Below are 20,369 nucleotides of genomic sequence, written 5' to 3'. Positions count from 1 at the left end.
TGCCGGCAACACCGGCTCGCACGGCGGCGGCAGCGCCAGCGTAGATGCCCAGCGTCCGGGCGTGACCAGCATCACCCCGGCGACCGCCCCGGCCGCCAGCGACAGTGCGCGCGCCTACACGGTGGTGTTCAGCGAAGCCGTCAGCGGCGTCGACCTGGGCGACTTCGCGCTGGCTACCACCGGCAGCGCGGCCGGCACCCTGGCCGGTATCAGCGGTTCCGGCACGACCTGGACCGTCAATATCGACCATATCCGCGGCCTCGGCACGCTCGGCCTGACGCTCAAGAGCGGTAGCGGCATCGCCGACGCGGCGGGCAACCTGCTGGTCGACGGTGCCAGCGGTGCTCCGGCGGCGGTCGGCAGCAATGCCGCGCCGGTCATCAGTGCGCACGGTGGCGGCAGCACCGGTGCCGTCGAGGTGGCCGAGGCGCGCACGGCGGTAACCACCGTCACCGCCACGGACGCCAACCAGGACACGCTGAGCTACAGCATCAGCGGCGGCGCCGATGCCGCCCTGTTCAGCATCGACGCGGTCAGCGGTGCGCTGAGCTTCATCGCCGCGCCGCTGGCCACCCCTCCTGCGGACGCTGGCGGCAACGGCATCTACGACGTCGCCGTGACCGTCAACGACCAGTTCGGCGGCTCCGACAGTCAGGCGCTGGCAGTGACGGTGCTGGCCGACCTGGACCGCGATGGCATCGGCAATATCCACGATAACGACATGGACAACGACGGCCGCCCGAACGCCGGCGAAACCTCGGTGTCGAGCGCCTACGTCAACGGCGCCACCGGTCCGACGGGCGACGGCAACGGCGACGGCCTGGCCGACAACGCGCAGCTCAACGTCACCTCGCTGCAGACCCTGGGTACCGGAACGCCGTACGCCACCGTGGCGGTTGCCAACGGCCTGACCCTGACCTCGGTGGCGGCGTCGGCCGCCCCGGCGAGCGGCGTGCCGCGCAACGTCAAGCTGCCGCTGGGCCAGCTGGAGTTCACGATCGGCCAGGTGACCCCTGGCGGTACCGTGGAGGTGGCGGTCTACGTCGACGCGGCGCAGAAGGTCAACAGCTACTACAAGCTGGACAATACCGACAAGTGGGTCAGCGTCGCCAAGTCCGTTACCACGGTCGGCAGCAAGACCAAGATCACGTTCGACCTGACCGATGGCGGCGTGCTCGACGCCGACGGCGTGGTCAACGGCAGCATCAGCGATCCGGGTGGCGTGGCCGTGCTGACGCCACTCATCACCAGCAACGGTGGCGCCGTGACGGCGACAGCCACGGTCGATGAAGGGGTACGCGCGGTCACGACCGTCACCGCGAGCGCCGAGGCGCCGGTCGTCTATACCTTGGGCGGCGCCGACGCCGCCCTGTTCGAGATCGACCAGGCCACCGGCGTGCTGCGCTTCCGCGCGGCACCCGACTTCGACAAGCCGCAGGACACGGGCGGCATCGCGCACGACAACAGCTATGTGGTGGACGTGACGGCAACCGACAGCCATGGTGCCGATACCCAGACGCTGACAGTGAATGTGGCCGACGTGGCCACGCCGCCGGTGGACGATCCGGAACCGATGCCGAGCACCGTCGACGGCGTGCCGATCACCACCGGCAGCATCGTCAACAGCGACGGCGGCACCAGCCAGGTGATCACGGTGCCGGTAGTGCAACCGGGCCGTGCCGAGCAGGTCGGCAACAACACCGTGGCCGATATCCCGCTGGTCACGGGCGCCAACGGCGGCACGCTCCTGAGCGTCCAGGTACCGACCGGCGTGGGCCTGCAGGCGACCGGTAGCGGCACGCCCAAGGCGGCGGGCAACTCGCTGGCCGACCTGATCCGCGAGATCCAGGCGCATACGGTGGCCGGTTCGCAAGACCAGGCCAGCCTGACGGGCGGCGGCTCGACGTTCCTGTCGGACCTGCCGGCCAGCACGCCGCTGCTGGTGCAGACCATCGTGCCGACCTCGGTAGCCAACGCTGCCGGCCCGGATAGCGCGCTGGTGATCAGCGGCGCTTCGGCGTCGGCCGGCAATCCGCTGACCGCGCTGGTGATCGACACCCGCGGCCTGCCTGCGGGCTCGGCGATCGAACTGCAGAACGTCGAGTTCGCCGCGGTGATCGGCGAGGTCAAGGTGACCGGCGGGGCCGGCTCCCAGAAAGTGTGGGGCGACGGCGCCGCGCAGCACCTGGTGCTGGGCGCCGACGACGATGTGCTGCACGGCGGCGCCGGCAACGACACCGTCGGCAGTGCCGGCGGCAACGACCGCATCTACGGCGACGAAGGCGACGACATCGTGTTCGGCGGCCAGGGCGACGACGTCATCGACGGTGGCAGTGGCAAGGACACGCTGCTGCTGGCTGGCGCCGGCCGCGCCGAGTACACCCTGCGCGTCAAGGACGGTGCACTGGAGGTGAAGCATCTGGTGGAAGGTGCAGACGGCCTCGACATGGTCGCCGGCGTCGAGACCCTGCGGTTCGGTACGGCCGGGCAGGAGAGCGACTTCAACTTCAGCGAAGCGGCTTACCTGGTGCGCCTGTACAGCGCCGCGTTCGACCGCCTGGCCGACACCGGCGGCATCAACTACTGGATCGCCAGCCACGAAGCCGGCATGTCGCTGCAGGACATCGCCGATTCCTTCATGGGCAGCCAGGAAGCGGAGGGGCTGTACGGCGGCCTGTCGAACGAAGCGTTCGTCGCCAGCTTGTATGAGGTGGCGCTGCACCGCGAAGGCGATGCGGCCGGCATGACGTACTGGACCGAGGCGCTGGACAGCGGCGCCAAGGACCGGGGCGACGTGCTGTGGGGCTTCGCGGCGTCGAACGAGAACATCGGCCTGGTCGGCGCGATCGACACGTCGATCGAGACGATCTGAGTGGAACGGGCATGACTGCCGGCGCGGCGCGCCGGCAGGAGCGGTAACGGGGCGGCACTTGTGCCGCCCTTTTTTCATCTCCGCCAGATGCACCGGGTTGCCGGTATTACGCCACCGTCGGCGCCCCGCCATGGGCGCGTCCATCCAGCGGAATGTCGATCGTCAGCGTGGTCCCGCGCTCCGCGTGGCTGTCGAGAACAATGCTTCCCCCATGGCTTTCGGCCACTGCGCGCACGTAGGGCAGTCCGATTCCCCAGCCCTGCTGGCGCCTGGCATTGTCCGTCCGGCGATACATCTGGAAGATGCATTCCTGCTCCTCCACCGGAATCGGATCGCCTTCATTGTGGACCGACAGCTGCAATCGCTCGTCGAATTCGGCTGCCCGGATGGTGACCGGGCCGCGAGGGCGTCCATACTTGAGCGCGTTGCTGACCAGGTTCTCTACCGCGCGAGTCAGCGCAGCCCGGTCCCACCAGCCGACGATGGGGCTACCCGATGCGAGGACGATATTCGATCCCTTGACGCTGGCACCGACCTGGACTTCCTTGATGACCGCGTTGATGTCGAACTGCTCCAGCTGAAGCGTCAGGCGTTCGCCACTGTGGAAGGCCATCGTCGACAACAGTTCAGTGATCATGCCATCCATGCGCCAGACGCTGTCCAATGCCTTGGCGGCAAGCTGCTTGACTTTGCCGAGGTCGTTCAGCATCAGGATCAGTTCCAGCGCACTGGACGTAGCGCTCAGGGGACCACGCAGATCATGGGTCAGTGCCGCGGCAAAGCGTTCGCGCAGGCTGTTGTTGACCATGGCGAATGCACCCACCGCTTCCTGGATTCCCGTATCGATGCCGGCGTCGATCGTCAGGATATCGGCACGTGTCAGCGGAATGCCCTCGCTGATCATCACGTCATAAATCACCTTGCGCAGCAGTTGATATTCCCGGATGAGCGTTTCATGGTCGTATGCGGTCAGCCGGGCACGTTCGCCACCGTGCTCCGACGCCAGCGTCGAGCCATCGACGGCCGTGGCTCGCGGATAATTGGGGGTGAGGGATTGCGCGATATTGTCGTAGAACGCGGGAATCGTGTTGACCAGGATCGGGTGCGCAAGCTTGCTGGCGTTTTCCAGCGCTGTCCGCACGTGATTTTCCCAGCGTGCTACAACGAGGTGACGAACGGCGAGCATCCGGCGCGACGTCTCCGACAACTCGTTCGGGTCGTTTTGCTGATCGCTTGCCAAGGTCGTCATATCAGTCCAGTCCTTCGCCGGTTCAGTTGCAGTTCTACATGGTGTACATGAGGTGTACATGAGGTGGCCGGTCGCCGCCGCGCATCAAATCATCGATGCTCACCCACCTCCGACAGCAAGGACATCAGTTTTTCGATGTCGACCGGCTTGACGAGGTGATGATCGAAACCGGCAGCCCGGGTTTGCCTGCGGTCCTGGTCCTGGCCGTACCCGGTCACCGCGATCAGTACGGACCTGGCGGTTTCCGGCTGTGCACGAAGGTGCTGGGCCAGTTCGTTGCCATCCATCTCCGGCAATCCGATGTCGAGCAGGCAGACCTGGGGCGCTGTTTTCCTGGCCAGGTCCAGCGCGCGGTGCGCCCCGTGCTCGACCTGCACGTCGTGCCCGGCTATTTCCAGCAACATGGCCAGCAACGACGCTGCATCGACATTGTCGTCCACCACGAGGATGCGCAAGGAATGGCCCGCCTGTTTCGTAGCGGTGTCGCTATTGCCATGGCCGGTGCGGCCGTGCTCCTGGGGCAGGCGCGGCAGGCAAACGGTAAATCTGCTTCCCTTGCCCAGCCCGGCGCTTTCGCACGTCACCTTGCCGCGATGTAGATCGACCAGGCTCCTGACCAGTGCCAGCCCCAGGCCCAGGCCACCGGAAGACCGGTCGGAGCTGCGCTCGGCCTGCGCGAAAAGATCGAATGCACGATCCGCCAGTTCCCTGGACATGCCGATGCCGTTGTCCGTCACGTCGATCACGACATGCCCGGCATGTACCTCCACCTTCAGGACGATGTTGCCACCTTCCTGCGTGTACTTGGCGGCGTTGTTGAGGATGTTGGTAACAACCTGGACCAGTCGTTTCTTGTCGCCTGCCACCATGGTCGTTTCCGGGGGCAGGTGCAGGGCAAAGTGGTGACGCCTGGACCGGATCAATGGTGTCACCTGCTCGACCGCATCGCTGACGATGTTGCGGATGTCGAGTGGCTCATTGTCGAGCTCGATCAGGCCCCGGGTCACGCGGGAAACATCCAGCAGATCGTCTACCAGGCTCGTCATGTGCTGGACCTGGCGCCCGATCACCTGGCTGGTCTGGCGCACCCGCTCTTCATCCAGCTTCACCACCTGCAGCAGTTGCGCGGCCGCGCTGATCGGTGCCAGGGGATTCCTGAGTTCATGCGCCAGCATCGCCAGGAACTCGTCCTTGCGCCGGTCGGCTGCTTCCAGCTTTTCCTGGGCTGCCTTGCGTTCCGTGATGTCGCGGAAGAAAAATGCCAATCCACCGTCGAGCGAAGGATACACACGCGATTCGATCCACCGGCGTTCCATGTCAGGCATGGTATGGGGCGCTTCGACCACGCCAGGCTTGCGTGTCCGGATCACCTGCTCGAAGAGATCGCCAACGACAGTGCCGGCAAGTTCGGGCCAGACCTGCCAGTGATTTCTTCCGATAACTTCCTCTGCTGCGCGCCGGGTGATACGCAGACCCGCCGGATTCATGTACACGACGGTCCAATCCTTGTCCACCAGGCCGAATCCCTCGGTCATGTTGTCGAAGACATGCCGGCTCTGGTCGCGTTCGCGGCGCAGCTCGCTCTGGGCCCTTGAATTCTCCACGGCGGACCAGGTACGGTCGACCATGTCTTTCGCCAGCGCGATTTCATGTGTGGTCCAGTAATGCGGGGCCGAGTCATGCAGATTGAGGATGGCGCGCAGCCGCCCGTCTTTCAGTAGCGGAATGGAGACGAATGACCGTATGCTGCGCTCGGCATAGGCGGCGGCATGGGCGGCAGAGCGTTCGTCGGTCGTTATATCGGCAATGGCCAGGTCTTTTCCCGCACGGACTGCATCGCCGACCAGCGGGCCGAAATCATCCAGCCTCAACACCGCACCCGCCAGCGATTGCGATCCGCCACTGGCCCAGTCGGGTTTCATTGTCAGGATTTCTTCGGACTCATCGACTGCGGCATAGGCCACGCCGCCAATTCCGAGATGCCTGCCCAGCAATTCGCTTGCGGCAGCGACGATGTCATCGGAGGAGTTCAGGTGGCGCACACGCTCCGTCAGATCGGCCTGGAACGCATAGCGCCGTTCGACCTGCATCCTTTTGGTTGTCTCGACAGCCGTGATGTAGACCCCTACAACGGTGCAGCTGCTGTCCTTGACCGGGGAAAAGGACGATGTGTACCACCGCTGCGTCGGGACGCCGGTTGGCTCGACCATGTAGGGAATGTCCTCGAAGTACAAGGACTTGCCCGCCATCGCAGCATCGATGACCGGCTCGATTTCGGGCCATATTTCGGACCATATCGCGCTGAAGCTAGTCCCCAGCGACGCGGGATGCTTGTCTCCCAGCTGCACTGCGTAAGCATCGTTGTACAACGTGCTCAGCTCGTGCCCCCAGACCACGGCCGCAGGGGAGCGGGACTGCAGGACCAGGCCCACGACCGTGTTGAGCTGCTGCGACCATGTCGCGGGCGGTCCGATTGCATTGGCTGACCAGTCGAGCCGCGCCATGAGCGAGGCCACTTCGCCGTCGACATTAAACCAGGGAAAATTTTGCGATGAATCGTTCATGCGCAGAATTTTCGCATGGGTGGGCGCTTCCACGCCTCCCGGTTGACAACGGGGCCGGCGCCGGCCGGCCCCGTTCGGCCTCCCTCAGAACCGGTAATCCAGCGTCACCCCCACGCGGCGGAACGAGTTTTCTCCCAGCCCATACGCAAAGCCGGATCCGGCGCCCTTGCCCGGCAGCGGATAGATGATGGCGTTCGGCACCCGCGTGTCGTTCAGGTTGCGTGCATACAGTTGCGCGCTCCACTGGTTGTCCGGCGCGTTCAGCGACAGGCGCAGCGAGGAAATCGTGTGGCCGCGGAAGCTGCAGTTGTCGTCGACGGAGTTGCAGTAGCGCACGCGGCTCTTGTACACCAGGTCGCCGCCCAGGCGCAGTTCATACTCGCCCGGCAGGTCCCAGCTGTAGTCGGCCGACGCGGTGACCTTCTGCTTCGGCGAATACAGCAGGCGCCTGCCGCCCACGTCCTGGCCGTCGAAGATGAAGCCTGTCGGGTAGGCGGTGTCCAGGATCACGGCCATCGACAGGCCCAGTTGCAGCTGGGGCAGCGGGCGGGCGCGCAGGTCGGCCTCGAAGCCCTTGCTGGTCACTTCGGGCACGTTCAGCGGAATGCAGCTCAAGGCGCCCACCGCGGTCAGCGTGCAGTTCTGTTCCTGGAAGTCCTTGATCTTCGTGTGGAACAGGGCCAGGTCGACATCGAGCTTGCGCTCCAGCAGCGACAGCTTGGTGCCCAGTTCCACGCTGGTCGGCAGTTCCGGGTTCACCAGCTTGCCCGAATATGCCCCCGCAGCGGTCGCGGCGCTGACGGGCGAAGAGTTGTCGATCTGCGGACCCTTGTAGCCGCGGCTCACGGTCGCGTACACATTGGCCTGTTTCGACAGCGTGTGCTGCAGGCCCACCTTGCCCGAGACATTCGTCTCGCCCGTATCGCCGCTGGCGGTCGTGATCGAGGTCGGCACGCTGAACGCGGCGAAATTCACGGTGCTGGCCTCGATGTAGTTGGCCGATACGGCATCCCGCGTGTAACGCAGCCCGGCGATCAGGCTGGTGGCCGGCGCGAAGCGCCACGTGGCCTGGCCGAAGATCGCCTTGGTCGTCATCTGCGCGTGTTCGGTCGTGTCGGTGACGATCGAGCGCGGCACGGCGGCTGGCAGCATGGGGTTGGGCTGGATCGTCGTGATGGTCTGCTTGTCGATCTTCGAATCCGCGTAGAACAGGCCCGCCACGTACTCCAGTTGCTTGCCGCTGGGCGACGCGATGCGCAGCTCCTGGGAAAACTGTTTCGATTCCTGTGCCGGTGTCAAGTTGCGGATCTTGTCGTAGCCGAGCGACATGTCGATGCCGCTCGAGTTCGGGCCCACGTTGCGCTCGCGCCAGGCAGTGATGGAGGTCAGCGTCGAGCCGTTGGCAAGTGTCCAGTCGACCTGGCCGGAAACGCCGCGCACCTTGCTGTGCGAGAGTTCCAGCGCATCGCTGCAGATCTGGTTGTTGGTGCGCGACACCGTCACGCCGCAGGCAGCGAATTCGGCCAGCGGCCGGTGGTTGCCCGCCGTGTTGGTGGCGTTCGCGATCGCCGGCGCGAAGAATGTCGCGTAATCGACACGGTTGTTCGATGCCTCGCCGATCAGGTTGATGGACAGATCGCTGTTCGGGCGAAGCAGGTAGCGCAGGCGGATGCCGGCGTTGTCGGCCACGCTGTCCTTGTCGTTGTAGACATTGCGGTACACGCCCTTGTTGCGTTCGACCAGGCCGGAGATGCGCAGCGCCGAGATATCGTTGATCGGCAGGTTGACCGTCGAGCGCACGGCGGCGCCATAGGTGCCCTTGTATTCGAGCTGCACATTGCCGCCCGAGTCGCCGATCATCGGCGCCTGGGTCGACATATTGAGCACGCCCGCCGAAGCGTTCTTGCCGAACAGCGTGCCCTGCGGGCCACGCAGCACCTCCACCCGCGCCAAATCGAGCATCAGGCCGCTGGCCGTCGAGCCCTGCGGCACGCCGTCCACCACCACGCCGACCGAACCCTCGGCCGACGTGGTCATCACCGCGGTACCGATGCCACGGATCGAGGCACTGCCGCCCGGGCCGCTGGTCGAACTCTGGTCGCCGAATTCCAGTGCGGCGGCGGTCTTCGCCAGGTCGCCGATGTCCTTGACGCCGGCGCGCTCCAGCTGCGCGGCATTGACGACGGTGATCGCCAGCGGCACTTCCTTGATGTTCTGCGTGCGCTTCTGCGCCGTGACGACGACCGTCTCGATGCCGGTATCCCGTTTCGATGGCGCTGCAACGGCGGCAGCCGTTTCCACGACGGCAGCCGTTTCCGCGGCGGGGGCGGCGGCTTCCTGTGCAAGGGCGGGCTGGATGGCGGCGAGGCTCATGGCGAGGATGGTGAGCTGGCCGATGGCCGGCTGGTAAACATGGATGCGCATCTTGTCTCCTGGGTAATTGCCGGATCTGTGCCGGCTAGCTGTGTGCGACGCTGGTGCTGTCCCGGCCCGGGGCCGGCCAGCCCCGGTCGATTGAGGCGAGTATAGGTTCGGCTTTTCCGCGGCCTGAAGCCGTAAATCCTGATACCTGCTATCGCGTGCAACAGGTGATGGCTGACGCCCCGAACGATCGCAATCGGTGATACGTCGTATCGCAACTCAGGCGTTCGGTTTTGACAGGGCCGCTGATATCGTTGATTCCACAAGAACGTCACAACAATGTGGAGACAACCATGCAGAACCCCGCTCAAGGGCGTGCGCCGGAGACCTGGCGCGGCCGCGGCATCCTGATGCTGTGCCACTTCACCGGCATGGTCGACCTGGTAGCACTGCCCGTCTGGGTCGGCGCGCTGGTCCAGCACTACCGATTCAGTCTCGAACAGTCCGGCATCACCGTGACGGCTTTCCTGGCCGGCGCGGTCGCCGCCAGCCTGTTCACGGCGCCCCGGTTCGGCCGGCTGCCGCGCACCGCCTGCGTGGCAGGCGGTTATGGCATCGCCGCGCTGGCGTTCGCCGGTGCCGCCTTCACGCCGGACTTCGGCATCCTGGCCTTGCTGCACCTGGTTGCGGGTTTGGCCGCCGGCACCGCGCTGTCGGTCACGCACGGCACCATCGGCCGCAGCGCGAATCCGCACCGGCTGTTCGCGTTCGCCGGCACCGCGCTGGGCATCGGCGCCGTGGTGTTCTATGCGGCCGTGCCGCCGGCGATCGCTGCGCATGGCGGCGCCACGCTGTTCAAGGTGCTGGCCGGCCTGATGGCCGTGACGGCGCTGGCGGCGCTGGCCTTCCCGCGCCATGCGAAAGGGGGGCACGAACATGTCGTGCAGGGCCGGCTGTCCCGCGCCGCGTGGTGCGCCATTTTCGGCGTTGCCGCGATGGCGCTGAACCAGGCGCTCACGTTCAGCATGCTGGACCGGATCGGCATCATGCGCGGCTTCGGGCAGGAAGCCGTCAACCAGCTGCTGGTCGTGGTCGGCCTGGTGAACCTGCTGCCGGCGGCCATTGCCGGCTTCCTCGACAGGCGCCTGAACCCGGTGCGCGTGGCGCTGGTGGCGGCGCCGCTGCAGGCCGCGCTGGCAGTCACGATCTCGCTGGCCGCCGGCTATCCCCAATACGCGCTGGCCGCCTGCGTCTACCCGGCCGTGCTGATCTTCATGCATACCTTCCTGTTTGGCCTGATCGCCCGGCTCGATCCGAGCGGCCGCGCGCTGGCCTCCACGCCGGCCATGATGATGACCGGATCGGCGATCGGCCCGGCGCTGGCCGGCACGGTGGCGACACACGCCGGCTTCGGCGGCCTGGCCGCGCTGGCGGTGGCCGTGGGCGCCTGCGCCACGCTGTGCTTTGCGCTGGTGGCGCGCCAGGCCGGTACGCCCGCCGCGGCCGCAGCCTGAGTACCTGATTTTTAGAGAGGACCCGATGACACACGCACTGACCCAACCCCTGACCCTTGCCGAAGCCAACGGCATCCTGCACGCCGCCCTTGCCGCGGCACGCGCCGCCGGCATGCCGCCGGTGGCGGTCGTGGTACTGGATGCGGCCGGGCACCCGGTGGCCCTGCAGCGCGAGGATGGCGCCAGCATGCTGCGCGCCGACATTGCCCTCGGCAAGGCCTGGGCGGCGGCCGGCATGGGCGCCGCCGGCAGCGTGCTGCATGGCCGCGCGCAGGGCAATCCCGCCTTCTTCAACGCGCTGGCCGCGACCGGCCAGGGCAAGTTCATTCCCCAGGCAGGCTCGGTGCCCGTGGTGCGCGACGGCATCGTCATCGGCGCCGTCGGCGCCAGCGGCGGCAAGGGCGAGGACGATGAAGCGATCTGCGCCGCCGGCGTGCTGGCCGCGGGACTGGCGACGGCATGAGCATGGGCCTCCACGAGCACCCGGCATGCACCTGCGGCATCGACGTGCATGCGCACTTCATCCCACACGATTTTCCGCACTACATGGGCAGCGCCGTGCCAGCCGACTGGCCATCGATGGCAGCGGCCCATGCCTGCCACCGCCATGTGATGATTTCCGGAAAGGTGTACCGCACCGTGTCGGAGATGGCGTGGAGCCCGAGCCGCCGCGTCGCCGACATGGATGACATGGGCCTGGCGCGCCAGGCCATCTCGCCGATGCCGGAACTGCTGTCGTACTGGATGGCGCCCGGCGCGGCGGCCCAGCTGGTGCGCTACGTAAACGACCAGATCGCCGCCGCGGTGGACCTGTCCGGCGGCCGGCTGGTCGGCATGGGCGCGGTGCCGCTGCAGGACATGGACCTGGCGCTGGCCGAACTGGACTACCTGACCGGGCAGCTGGGCTTTCGCGCCATCGAAATCGGCAGCAACATCAACGGCCGTCCGCCGGGTGCGCCGGAATTCGCGCCGTTCTTCGCCGCCTGCGAAGAGCAGGGCGTGGCGGTATTCGTCCATGCCCTGAAACCGGCCGGTGCCGACCGGCTGGTCGGCCCGTCGAACCTGCTGCAGGCGCTGGGCTATCCCACCGAAGTGGGCCTGGCGGCGGCCTCGGTGCTGACGTCGAACCTGGTGGAACGCCACCCCGGCCTGCGCATGGCGTTCAGCCACGGCGGCGGCACGCTGGCCATGCTGCTGCCGCGCCTCGAACAGGCCCGCAAGGTGTTCCCGGCGCTGGCCGACGCGATGCCGGTCGGCCCGTCGGAACAGGCGCGGCGCCTGTTCTACGACACGCTGGTGTTCGATGCGCCGACGCTCGAGCTGCTGCTGCGGCGCTTCGGCGCCGACGCGCTGATGATCGGCACCGATTATCCCTTTGCATTCCGCGACGCGCGGCCGGTGGCCAGCATCGAGGCCGCCGTCGCCGATCCTTCGGTGCGCGAGCGGCTCGTCGCCGGCAACGCCGCGCGCTTCCTGGCCCTGGATTCTGCCGCCGATATTGCCCCCGATTCTGCCCTCGATTCCCAAGGAGTACCCGAATGACTTCCTCACCAGCCGGCCAGCTGCGCAGCATCGCGATCGGCGTGACCGACCTCGATGCCGCCGAACGGTTCTACACCGGCACCTGGCACCTCGACACCGTGGCCCGCACGGGCGACGCCGTCTACCTGCGCGGCACCGGCAGCTTCCACCACATCCTGTCGCTGCATCGCGGCGCGCAGCCTGATGTCCGGAACCTGACCTTCAGCGTGGCGTCTGCCGGCGACCTGGCTGCGATCGCGAGCCGCACGCCCGGCGCCGGCGGCACGGTCCTGTCCGGCCCGGCGCCGCTGGACGAGCCGGGCGGCGGCACGGCCGTCGTCATCGCCGATCCGCAGGGCCGCATCCTGCGCTTCGTGCACGGCGACGAACGCCACGCCGCTGCCGATGCCGGGCGCGACGTAAGGAAAGATGCACCGGTCCGTATCACGCACGCGGTCTTCAACAGCGCCGATGTGGCCGTGGCGCAGCAATTCTTCGAAGAGGCGCTGGGCTTCCGGCTGTCCGATCGGACCCGCGTGATGGCGTTCATGCGCTGCAATTCCGACCACCACAGCATCGCGCTGGCCGATGCCGGTTCGAACACGCTGAACCACATCGCCTTCGTGATGCCCGACCTCGACGCGGTGATGCGCGGCGCCGGCCGGATGAGCGATGCCGGCTGGCCGATCGAGTGGGGCGTGGGCCGCCATGGCCCTGGCAACAACGTGTTCGCGTACTTCGTCGGGCCGGACGATTTCGTCATCGAATACACGGCCGACGTGCTGCAGGTCGACGACAGCTACAAGGCCGGCGCGCCATCCGACTGGACCTGGCCGCCGGGCCGCTTCGACCAGTGGGGCGTGTCGAAGCCGCCGTCGGACCGCATCAAGCAGGCCCAGAAAAAAATCCGATTCATCGAACAAACCAATTGAGCAACAGGAGAAGCACATGAAATTCGTCTCTTACCGCAGCGGCACCGAAGCCCGCCTGGCCGTCCTCGACGGCGATACCGTCGTCGACCTGAACCGCCTGGTGCCGGAAGTGCCGTCCGATGCGCGCAAGGCGCTGCAATCGGGCATCGACCTGCCGGCCGCCGCGCGCCGCGCGCTCGAACTGGCCGGCCCGGCCGACCGCCAGCCGCTGGCCGGCGTCGCGCTGGCGCCGGTGGTGCCGGAGCCGGGCAAGACCGTGTGCCTGGGCCTGAACTATTACGACCACGCCGCCGAGAGTGGCCGCGACAAGCCGGTCTATCCGTGGTTCTTCCTGCGCTCGACCACGTCGCTGCTGGCGCATGGCGAAGCCGCCGAACGGCCGCGCGTTTCCGAAAAGCTGGACTACGAGGCCGAACTGGCCGTCGTCATCGGCAAGCGCGGCCGCCACATCACGAAGGAAGACGCGCTGGACTACGTGTTCGGCTACGCGGCCTTCAACGACATCTCGGTGCGCGACTACCAGAAGCGCACGCCACAATGGACGATCGGCAAGAACTTCGACCGCACCGGTGCTTTCGGCCCGGTACTGGTCACGGCCGACGAACTGCCGCCGGGCGGCGCCGGCCTGCGCATCCAGTCGCGCCTGAACGGTGAAGTCATGCAGGACGCGAACACCCGCGACATGATCTGGGACGTGGCGGAAACCATCGCGCTGCTGTCCGAATGCGTGACGCTGGAAGCGGGCGACGTGATCGCGATGGGCACGCCGGCCGGCGTGGGCCAGTCGCGCGTGCCGCCGGTGTGGATGAAGGACGGCGACACCATCGAAGTCGAGATCGAGGGCGTCGGCCTGCTGGTCAACACGATCCGGGACGAAGTGCAGGAAAAAGCACAGGCATGAGCACGCATCCCGACTACGACGTGGCGGTCGTCGGCTTCGGGCCATCCGGCGCCGTGGCTGCCGCGCTGCTGGGCCAGGCCGGCCTGCGCACGCTGGTGATCGACCGCACCGACGAGGTGTACCCGAAGCCGCGCGCGATCGCGCTGGACCACGAGATCATGCGGGTATTCCAGAACCTCGGGCTGGCGGACGCCGTCGCGCCATTCTGCGAGCCGTTCACGCCGTCCGAGTACTACGGTGTCGATGGCCAGCTGATCAAGCGGCTGGCCACGGTGGAGCCGCCTTATCCGCTGGGCCACACGCCGTCGATGGTGTTCACGCAGCCGCCGGTGGAAGCGGCGCTGCGCCGGCATGTGCGGGAGCTGCCCACCGTCGACGTGAAGCTGGGCCTGCGTTTCACCGGCCTGGAACAGGATGACGCCGGCGTCACGCTGCACCTGGAAGATGCGGGCGGCAAGCGCAGCGCCGTGCAGGCGCGTTATGCGATCGGCTGCGACGGTGCTTCCAGCGCCGTGCGCGAAGCGCTCGGCATCGAACTGGAAGACCTGCAGTTCGACGAACCGTGGCTGGTGGTCGACGTGCAGGTCAACGAGCGCGGGCTGGCGAAGCTGCCGTCGACCAGCGTGCAGTACTGCGAACCCGGCCGGCCATGCACCTACGTGATCGGGCCGGGCAACCACCGCCGCTGGGAAATCTCGCTGCTGCCCGGCGAAGACCCGGCCTGGATGGCAACGGAGGAGGGCGCGTGGAGCGTGCTGCAGCGGTGGATCGGCCCAGACGACGCCACCCTGTGGCGCCAGGCCAGCTACCGCTTCCATGCGCTGGTGGCGAAGGAATGGCGCAACGGCCGCGTCTTCATCGCCGGCGATGCGGCGCACCAGCAGCCGCCGTTCCTGGGGCAAGGCATGTGCCAGGGCGTACGCGACGTGGCCAACCTGGCGTGGAAGCTGCGCGCCGTACTGGGTGGTGAAGCTGGAGAAGCGCTCCTTGATACGTATGCGGCGGAGCGCCGCGAGCACGTGCGCCAGCTGACCACGCGCATCAAGGAAATCGGCGCCGTGATCTGCGAGCGCGATGCCGTCAAGGCGCGGGCCCGCGATGCGGCGCTTCTGAACGCAGCCGGCGGCCAGGTGAAAACGCAGGCACGGCAGGACATCATCCCGCCGCTGTCCGCCGGCCTGCTGGCCACGGATGGCGGCAAGACCGCGGCCGACGGTACCGGCAGGCTGTTCCCGCAGCCCCGCGTGAACGGTCCGGCCGGGCCGGTGCTGCTGGACGATATCGCCGGCACCGGCTGGCGCATCGTCACCGACCTGCCGGTCGAGCGGCTGCCGGCCGGGCTGCTGCCGGTGGCGGCGGGCCTCGGCATGCTGGTGTCGCTGCCGCCCGGTGAAGAGCGCTTCACCAGCGGTCCGCACCGCATGCAGACGGGCGAACCCGATGGCGTGGTGGCCGGCTGGCTGGCACGGCACGGCGTCCATGCCGCGGTGGTGCGGCCCGATCACTATGTGTACGGCGTCGCCGGCGATGGCGCCGGGCTGCTCGCGCTGGTGGCGGGCCTGAAGGACCGCTTGCAATAACGCTCATCACAACAACAATGGAGACAGGCATGACCGACCAGTTCAACAACGGTAGTACCCCAGACAATCCGCGCCGCCGCACGCTGCTGGGCTTCGGCACCGCACTTGCGGGCGCCGCCATGCTGCCAGGCGCCGCCACTGCCGCTGCCGCCACGAAGGCAAAGGGCCCTTTCCCGAAAGGCTTCCTGTGGGGCGCGGCGATCGCCGGCCACCAGGCCGAGGGCGACAACGTCAACAGCGATGCGTGGCTGCTGGAAAACGTGCAGCCGACCGAGTTCAAGGAACCGTCGGCCGCCGGCGTCGATCACTACCGGCTGTTCGACCAGGATATCGGCATGCTGGCGCAGGCGGGCCTGAACACGTTCCGCTTCTCGATCGAGTGGGCGCGCGTGGAACCGGTGGAAGGCCTGTTCTCGGTCGCCGCGCTGGAGCATTACCGCGACGTGCTGGAAGCGTGCCGCAAGCGCGGCGTGCGCACGATGGTCAGCTTCAACCACTTCGTCAACCCGCGCTGGTTCGCCGCGCGCGGCGGCTGGGAAGCGGAGGGCGCGGCCGAACTGTTCGCACGCTATTGCGACAAGGTGACGCGCCACCTGGGCCACCTGATCGACTACGCCACCACGTTCAACGAGCCGAACCTGGCACGCCTGCTGTTCGGCATCCCGGGCCCGCTGTCGGGCATGGCCGGCAATCCGCGCATGAAGGCGATGCTGGCCGAGGCGGCGCGCCAGACCGGCTCCGACAAATTCTCCGCCTGGCTGTTCGGCGATTTCGACAGGATCCAGGCCGGCCAGCTGCTTGGCCATGCGGCCGCTTACCAGGCCGTCAAGGCGGTGCGTCCGCAACTGCCGGTCGGCTTTTCGATCGCCATCGCGGACGACCAGGCGGTAGGCGACCCGGCCATGCGCGACCGCAAGCGCGCGATCGCCTATGAACCGTGGTTCAAGGCCATCAACGAACACGGCGACTTTTTCGGCGTGCAGACCTACACGCGCGAGCTGGTCGGGCCGGAAGGCGTCCTGCCGCCGCCGAAGGACGCGGTGATGACGTCGGCCCACATGGAGTACTACCCGCAGGCGCTGGAAGCCACGCTGCGCTACACGGCGCAACACGTGAAAAAGCCGCTGTACGTGACGGAAAACGGCACGTCGACCGACGACGACAAACAGCGTGTCGCCTACATCGGCACGGCGGTGGCCGGCGTGGCCAGCTGCCTGAAGGACGGCATCGACGTGCGCGGCTACGTGCACTGGTCGCTGCTGGACAACTTCGAATGGATCTTCGGCTACGGCCCCCGCTTCGGCCTGATCGACGTGGACCGCAAGACGATGAAGCGCACCGCCAAGCCGAGTCTCGCGGTACTCGGCAGGATCGCCAGGGCAAACGGAGTCTGACGATGGCGCCGCGATTGAAGATTGGTTGCCTGGCCGTGCTCGCAGCGGCCTTGCTGCCTGCCGTTGCGCTGCCCGCCTGGGGCGACGAGCTGGCGAAAGGGTTTGCCGATCCGCCGCAGGGCGCCCGCCCGCGCGTGTGGTGGCACTGGCTGAACGGCAATATCACGAAGGAGGGCATCCGCAAGGATATCGAGTGGATGTCGCGTTCCGGGCTGGGCGGCCTGCAGAATTTCGACGCCGAGATGATGACGCCGCCGCTGGTCGACAAGCGCCTGGTGTACATGGATGAGGGCTGGAAGGATGCGTTCCGGTTCGCCACGCAGCTGGCGGAAGAGAAGAACCTGGAATTCGGCATTGCCGCGTCGCCGGGCTGGAGCGAGACGGGCGGGCCATGGGTGCCGGCGCAGGACGGCATGAAGAAGCTGGCCTGGTCCGAGACGGTCATTGAAGGCGGCATCGTCGACGGCGGCAAGCCGGTCGAGCTGAAGCTCGCGCCCGCGCCCCGTACCAGCGGGCCGTTCCAGGACCTGTTCGTGCTGCCCGACATCATGGGGCACCGGCCGGACGCGCAGAAGCTGGCGCAGGCCGGCGCCGACATCGCCGCCTATGCGTGGCCGGTCGAGGCAACCTCCGGCGGGCTGCCCGCCATCCGGCTTGGCGAAAAAACGCTCGATGCACGTAAGCTGGCGACGGTGCAGGACGGCGACGTGGTCGAGATCGCGCCGCCGGCCGCCGGCGAAGCCATCGTCGTCGCGCTCGACTATCCGGCGCCGCGTACCGTGCGTTCGGCAACGATCTTCACGCCGGGGGCCGGGAACATTTTCGAGGGCCCCGCCTACCAGTCGGTGCTGGAAGCCAGCATGGACGGGCAGGCGTGGAAAAAAGTCGCGGACCTGCCGCTGTCGCTGGTGCCGGCCACGGCCGGCTTTGCACCGGTCACGGCGGCGAAGTTCCGGGTCGTGATCAAGGCCAACCCGCCCGCCGTCAATCCCGGCTTCATGCCGGTGCCCGGCGCCGATACGGGGCCGTTCGCGGCGATGGCCAAGCCGAAGAACCTGCGTCTCGGCCAGCTGGTGCTGTCGGCCGAGCCGCGGGTCAACCAGTTCGAGGCCAAGGCGGGCTTCGCGACCGTGGCCGATTACCACGCGCTGGACGCGGCCGCCGATCCGAACGAGGCCGGCACGCCGCCGTCGCAGATCATCGACCTGACGGACAGGCTGGCTGCAAACGGTACGCTGCGGTGGACGCCGCCAAAGGGAAAATGGAAGATCGTGCGGCTCGGCTGGTCGCTGACCGGCATCGAGAACCATCCGGCGACGCCGGAAGCCACCGGGCTGGAAGTCGACAAGTACGACAGCGGGGCGGTGCGCCGCTACCTGCAGACCTACCTGGGCAATTACGAAAGCGCGGTCGGCAAGGAGCTGATCGGCAAGCGCGGCGTGCGTGCGCTGGTGACCGACAGCACCGAGGTCGGTGCCGCGAACTGGACGCCGCGCATGCTCGAGCAGTTCAGGCGGCTGCGCGGCTATGACGCGCGGCCCTGGCTGCCGGCCCTGACGGGCCTCGTCATCGGCAATCGCGGCCGCACCGACGCATTCCTCTACGACTACCGCCGCACCCTGGCCGACCTGGCCGCCAGCGAGCACTATGGCACCGTGGCGGCCGTCGCGCGCGAACGGGGCATGAAAGTGTATGGCGAAGCGCTGGAGAGCGCGCGGGTCACGCTGGGCGACGACATGGCCATGCGGCGCCACGCCGACATCCCGATGGCGGCGATGTGGACGTATCGCCAGGACCTCGGACCCAACCCGACCGCCATCGCCGACATGCGGGGCGCCGCCTCGGTCGCGCACATCTACGGGCAGAACCTGGTGGCGGCCGAATCGATGACGAGCGCGATGGCGCCGTGGGCCTTCGCCCCGGCCGACCTGCGCCCGATGATCGACACGGAGTTCGCCAATGGCGTGAACCTGCCGGTGATCCACACGTCGGTGCACCAGCCGCTGGGCGATGACAAAAAGCCGGGACTGTCGCTGGCGATCTTCGGCCAGTACTTCAACCGCAACGAAACCTGGGCCGGCATGGCGCGGCCGTGGGTCGACTACATGGCGCGCAGCGCATACCTGCTCCAGCAGGGCCGCCACTACGCCGACGTGGCGTATTTCTACGGCGAAGAGGCGCCGCTGGTCACGCTGTACAAGGCCGGCCAGCCGGCCGATGCGCCGCGCCGGTATGCCTACGACTTCGTCAATGCCGATGCGCTGGCGCAGGCGCTGTCGGTCAAGGACGGCGACCTGGTGGCGAAGAGCGGTGCGCGCTACCGCGTACTGTACCTCAGCGGCAGCAGCCGGAAGATGACGCTGGCCACGCTGCGCAGGCTGCACGCGCTGGCGTCGCAGGGTGCGACGATTGTCGGCCCGGCACCCGCCGGCTCGCCGGCGCTGGCGGACGATGCCCGGCAGTTTGCCGCGCTGGTGAAGCGCATGTGGAGCGGCAATACGAGCGGCAAAGGCGGCACGGGCAGGGTCGGCAAGGGACGTGTCGTCGACAGCCGCGATGTGGAAGCGGTGCTGGCGACGCTGGGCCAGGCGCCGGACGTCGAGTACGCCGGCGCCGGCGGCACCCCGCTGTCGTTCGTGCACCGCCGGCTGGACGATGGCGACGTGTACTTCATCGTCAACCGCACGGCGGCGCCGGTCGCTACCGAGGCACTGTTCAACGTGCGCGGCAAGGCACCCGAGTTCTGGCGTGCCGACAGCGGCATCGGCGAGCCGGCAAGTTATCGAACGGAGGGCGGCAGGACGGCGGTGCCGCTGTCGCTGGGCGCCAACGAGTCGGTCTTTGTCGTGTTCCGGAAGGCGGCTGCCGGGCCAGGCGCCACCGTCGCGTCGCCGGAATGGGCGCAGGCCGCGCGCCTGGACGACGGCTGGCAGGTCGCCTTCGACGGCCCCGGCGCACCGGGCGCCATCGCCGGCCGGGTACCGGGCTCGTTGACGGACAGCGCCGATCCGCAGGTCAAATATTTCTCGGGAACGAGCATCTGGCTGCGTGGCTTCACGCTGCCCGATGGCGCCGAACCGGGCAGGCCGATGAAGCTGGACCTCGGCCGGGTGGGCGACGTGGCGGAGGTGATCGTGAACGGCCGGAGTGCCGGCATCGCGTGGAAGCAGCCGTATGAAGTCGACATCGGCAGGCTGGTCGTGGCGGGCGCCAATACCGTCGAGGTCAGGGTTGCCAACCTGTGGGTCAACCGGCTCGTCGGCGATGCGCAGCCGGGCGCGCGGAAGGTGACGTTTACCGCCGCGCCAACCTACCAGGCCGATGCGCCACTGCGTCCCGCGGGGCTGATCGGACCGGTCACGCTGCGGGTGCGCTCGAGGTAGCGGGGGGCGGCCGGGACAGGCAAGCGCAGATAGCAGGTATCGCCAAACAAGGCTTTGGCGATACCCGCGGCGCCACTAAAGTTGGGGCATCAATTTCA

12 protein-coding genes are annotated in these 20,369 nt (G+C 67.6%); 9 read left to right on the top strand and 3 right to left on the bottom strand.

The window, feature by feature from the left end; genetic code table 11:
- A partial coding sequence (locus FHS02_RS13410; RefSeq protein ID WP_183444256.1) for a DUF4214 domain-containing protein occupies positions 1-2,872 on the top strand: 2,872 nt, incomplete at its 5' end.
- Positions 2,873-2,978: 106 nt separating this feature from the next.
- Here the strand turns inward: FHS02_RS13410 and FHS02_RS13405 are convergent.
- From FHS02_RS13405 to FHS02_RS13395, 3 genes are all read right to left on the bottom strand, one after another.
- Positions 2,979-4,121, bottom strand: a complete 1,143-nt coding sequence (locus FHS02_RS13405; RefSeq protein ID WP_229422438.1) for a sensor histidine kinase — start codon at positions 4,119-4,121, stop codon at positions 2,979-2,981.
- Between the two features lie 89 nt (positions 4,122-4,210).
- Positions 4,211-6,718, bottom strand: coding sequence for a hybrid sensor histidine kinase/response regulator (locus tag FHS02_RS13400; RefSeq protein WP_371870568.1), 2,508 nt, complete (start codon positions 6,716-6,718; stop codon positions 4,211-4,213).
- A gap of 51 nt (positions 6,719-6,769) precedes the next feature.
- Positions 6,770-9,109, bottom strand: coding sequence for a TonB-dependent receptor (locus FHS02_RS13395; RefSeq protein WP_137317074.1), 2,340 nt, complete (start codon positions 9,107-9,109; stop codon positions 6,770-6,772).
- Between the two features lie 290 nt (positions 9,110-9,399).
- On the opposite strand from FHS02_RS13395, the gene FHS02_RS13390 reads away from it, so the two are divergent.
- The 8 genes from FHS02_RS13390 to FHS02_RS13355 are packed head-to-tail and all read left to right on the top strand — an operon-like array spanning position 9,400 to position 20,271.
- Positions 9,400-10,560 (top strand): MFS transporter, encoded by a 1,161-nt coding sequence (locus FHS02_RS13390; protein WP_137317075.1) that lies wholly within the window; start codon positions 9,400-9,402, stop codon positions 10,558-10,560.
- Positions 10,561-10,585: 25 nt separating this feature from the next.
- Positions 10,586-11,023 carry a GlcG/HbpS family heme-binding protein gene (locus tag FHS02_RS13385; protein WP_137317076.1) on the top strand — a complete coding sequence of 146 codons (438 nt, stop codon included), beginning with the start codon at positions 10,586-10,588 and terminating at the stop codon, positions 11,021-11,023.
- Positions 11,020-12,102 carry an amidohydrolase family protein gene (locus tag FHS02_RS13380; RefSeq protein ID WP_137317077.1) on the top strand — a complete coding sequence of 361 codons (1,083 nt, stop codon included), beginning with the start codon at positions 11,020-11,022 and terminating at the stop codon, positions 12,100-12,102. Before FHS02_RS13385 ends, FHS02_RS13380 begins: the two co-directional genes overlap by 4 nt.
- Positions 12,099-13,013 (top strand): VOC family protein, encoded by a 915-nt coding sequence (locus FHS02_RS13375; RefSeq protein WP_137317078.1) that lies wholly within the window; start codon positions 12,099-12,101, stop codon positions 13,011-13,013. The genes FHS02_RS13380 and FHS02_RS13375 overlap by 4 nt, the downstream gene beginning before the upstream one ends.
- Before the next feature lie 16 nt (positions 13,014-13,029).
- Positions 13,030-13,914, top strand: a complete 885-nt coding sequence (locus tag FHS02_RS13370; RefSeq protein WP_137317079.1) for a fumarylacetoacetate hydrolase family protein — start codon at positions 13,030-13,032, stop codon at positions 13,912-13,914.
- On the top strand, positions 13,911-15,494 hold the full coding sequence (mhpA, locus tag FHS02_RS13365; RefSeq protein ID WP_137317080.1) for a bifunctional 3-(3-hydroxy-phenyl)propionate/3-hydroxycinnamic acid hydroxylase MhpA: 1,584 nt from the start codon (positions 13,911-13,913) through the stop codon (positions 15,492-15,494). The genes FHS02_RS13370 and mhpA overlap by 4 nt, the downstream gene beginning before the upstream one ends.
- A 29-nt stretch (positions 15,495-15,523) precedes the next feature.
- The gene (locus tag FHS02_RS13360; RefSeq protein WP_137317081.1) at positions 15,524-16,888 is read left to right on the top strand and encodes a glycoside hydrolase family 1 protein; all 1,365 of its coding nucleotides are present in this window, start codon (positions 15,524-15,526) and stop codon (positions 16,886-16,888) included.
- A 2-nt stretch (positions 16,889-16,890) separates the two neighbouring features.
- Positions 16,891-20,271, top strand: coding sequence for a glycosyl hydrolase (locus tag FHS02_RS13355; RefSeq protein ID WP_137317082.1), 3,381 nt, complete (start codon positions 16,891-16,893; stop codon positions 20,269-20,271).
- The last annotated feature ends 98 nt before the right edge of the window (positions 20,272-20,369 follow it).

Source organism: Pseudoduganella umbonata, from assembly GCF_014192225.1.
In the GTDB taxonomy this organism is placed as follows: Bacteria; Pseudomonadota; Gammaproteobacteria; order Burkholderiales; family Burkholderiaceae_D; genus Rugamonas; species Rugamonas umbonata.
The sequence above is the reverse complement of the archived record's forward strand: the minus strand, read 5'-3'. Positions and strand labels throughout refer to the sequence as shown.

What these genes read in the sequence shown, in the direction of transcription:
- FHS02_RS13390 (WP_137317075.1), top strand. Translation starts at nt 9,400, where the DNA reads ATGCAGAACCCCGCTCAAGGGCGTGCGCCGGAGACCTGGCGCGGCCGC.
- FHS02_RS13405 (WP_229422438.1), bottom strand. Translation starts at nt 4,121, where the DNA reads ATGACGACCTTGGCAAGCGATCAGCAAAACGACCCGAACGAGTTGTCG.
- FHS02_RS13395 (WP_137317074.1), bottom strand. Translation starts at nt 9,109, where the DNA reads ATGCGCATCCATGTTTACCAGCCGGCCATCGGCCAGCTCACCATCCTC.
- FHS02_RS13360 (WP_137317081.1), top strand. Translation starts at nt 15,524, where the DNA reads ATGACCGACCAGTTCAACAACGGTAGTACCCCAGACAATCCGCGCCGC.
- FHS02_RS13355 (WP_137317082.1), top strand. Translation starts at nt 16,891, where the DNA reads ATGGCGCCGCGATTGAAGATTGGTTGCCTGGCCGTGCTCGCAGCGGCC.
- FHS02_RS13385 (WP_137317076.1), top strand. Translation starts at nt 10,586, where the DNA reads ATGACACACGCACTGACCCAACCCCTGACCCTTGCCGAAGCCAACGGC.
- FHS02_RS13375 (WP_137317078.1), top strand. Translation starts at nt 12,099, where the DNA reads ATGACTTCCTCACCAGCCGGCCAGCTGCGCAGCATCGCGATCGGCGTG.
- mhpA (WP_137317080.1), top strand. Translation starts at nt 13,911, where the DNA reads ATGAGCACGCATCCCGACTACGACGTGGCGGTCGTCGGCTTCGGGCCA.
- FHS02_RS13370 (WP_137317079.1), top strand. Translation starts at nt 13,030, where the DNA reads ATGAAATTCGTCTCTTACCGCAGCGGCACCGAAGCCCGCCTGGCCGTC.
- FHS02_RS13380 (WP_137317077.1), top strand. Translation starts at nt 11,020, where the DNA reads ATGAGCATGGGCCTCCACGAGCACCCGGCATGCACCTGCGGCATCGAC.